1 protein-coding gene is annotated in these 1,370 nt (G+C 70.1%); it reads right to left on the bottom strand.

Annotated elements, in window-relative coordinates; all coding sequences use genetic code 11:
- Positions 1 to 6: 6 nt before the first annotated feature.
- On the bottom strand, positions 7 to 1,218 hold the full coding sequence (locus HHX33_RS34605; RefSeq protein ID WP_220502507.1) for an ISAs1 family transposase: 1,212 nt from the start codon (positions 1,216 to 1,218) through the stop codon (positions 7 to 9).
- Positions 1,219 to 1,370 lie beyond the last annotated feature (152 nt).

Below are 1,370 nucleotides of genomic sequence, written 5' to 3'. Positions count from 1 at the left end.
CCAGGGTCATTGCGTTGTGGGGTAGCTGCTGGTCACGGCGGTGATGAGGTCGTGTGGGCGGCGGTTGGCGCGTCGGGTGGCGCGGGCGATGTTGGTCTCGCCGTTGATGCGGTGGTAGCCGATCGCAGTGTTACGCAGTGTGGCGATGACGGCGGGCCCGGTACCGGTCCGGGCCTGGTGGAGGTCTTCACGGAACGTCACGTCCCGGACGTGATGCACCATGTTCTCGATGTGCCAGTGGCGGCGGGTCCAGTCCTGCAGGTCAGCGGGGTGGGCGTCGGCGGCGGGCAGTGACACGGTGAGGTAGCAGGTTTCGCGGCTGGTCTTGCCTTTGGTGATGCGGGTACGGGTGATCCGCACGGCCTGCTCGGCGTGCGGGAAGGTGATCCCGCCGGGGGTGGCGATGGTGACGGCTTTGACGGTGCGGGTCTCGCGGCGGCCGTGCCCGCGGTCGCGGGTGCGGTTCCCGGCCGGGATCTGCGGCCAGGGCAGGGCTTTGAGCTGGGCGTACAGGGTGGGCTGGTTGCCCTTGACCGGGATGAGCAGATGAGCGCCGCGTGCGGCGATCTCGCGGGCGTGGCCGGTCTGGGTGTGCAGTGCGTCGGCGACGAACAGTACCCCGGTCAGGCTGCCCAGGACGGCGGCGACGGCGTCGAGCAGCGGCGCGAACGCCGGGATCTCATTGGACTTGGCGTCCACGGTGACCTGGGCGAGCACGATGCCGGTGCTGGTGTCCAGCGCGGACAGCAGGTGGACCTGGCCGCCGCCGGGGCGGCGCGCACCGCGCAGCGTCTTGCCGTCGACGGCGATCACCCTGCGATAGCGGCGTGGCCGGGACGGGGCAGGCGGGGTGCGGGCACGAAGCCATCCGGCCAGGGCGGTCGCAAGCAGGCCGGCGTCCAGGCGGGTCAGCAGCCGCCACACCGTTGTGCCCGCCGGCACGCCTCGGTCGAATCCCAGCCGCATCTTGGCGTGTTCGTCCAGGTCGTGCAGCCAGTCGCTGATCGCGGCGAATGAGGAGGCCCCGGCCAGTACCGCGCATACGGCGACGGCCAGCACAGCGCACAGCGGGTAGCGCATCCCACGTGGGTCACGCGGATCCGGGACCGCGGCCAAGGCGCGCAGCAGGCCACCGTGTTCACCTTCGGTGACCGGAGTCGGCGGGGTGCCGTGGGCGGCTGCCGTGACGGCCAGTGCGGGAATGAGGGACGATGTCATCGGCGGGTGAGGTCCTCAAGGGGTCATGAAGCGTCGAGAACTCCATGATCACCGATGTGGTCTCACCCGCTTTACCTGCCGTCGAAGATGCCACTCACACCACAGATTCCCAGATCAGGGCCAGCGCCCACCGACTACGCAATCACCCTGGC

The sequence above is a fragment of the Microbispora sp. H10670 genome, from assembly GCF_014161385.1.
In the GTDB taxonomy this organism is placed as follows: Bacteria; Actinomycetota; Actinomycetes; order Streptosporangiales; family Streptosporangiaceae; genus Microbispora; species Microbispora triticiradicis.
The sequence above is the reverse complement of the archived record's forward strand: the minus strand, read 5'-3'. Positions and strand labels throughout refer to the sequence as shown.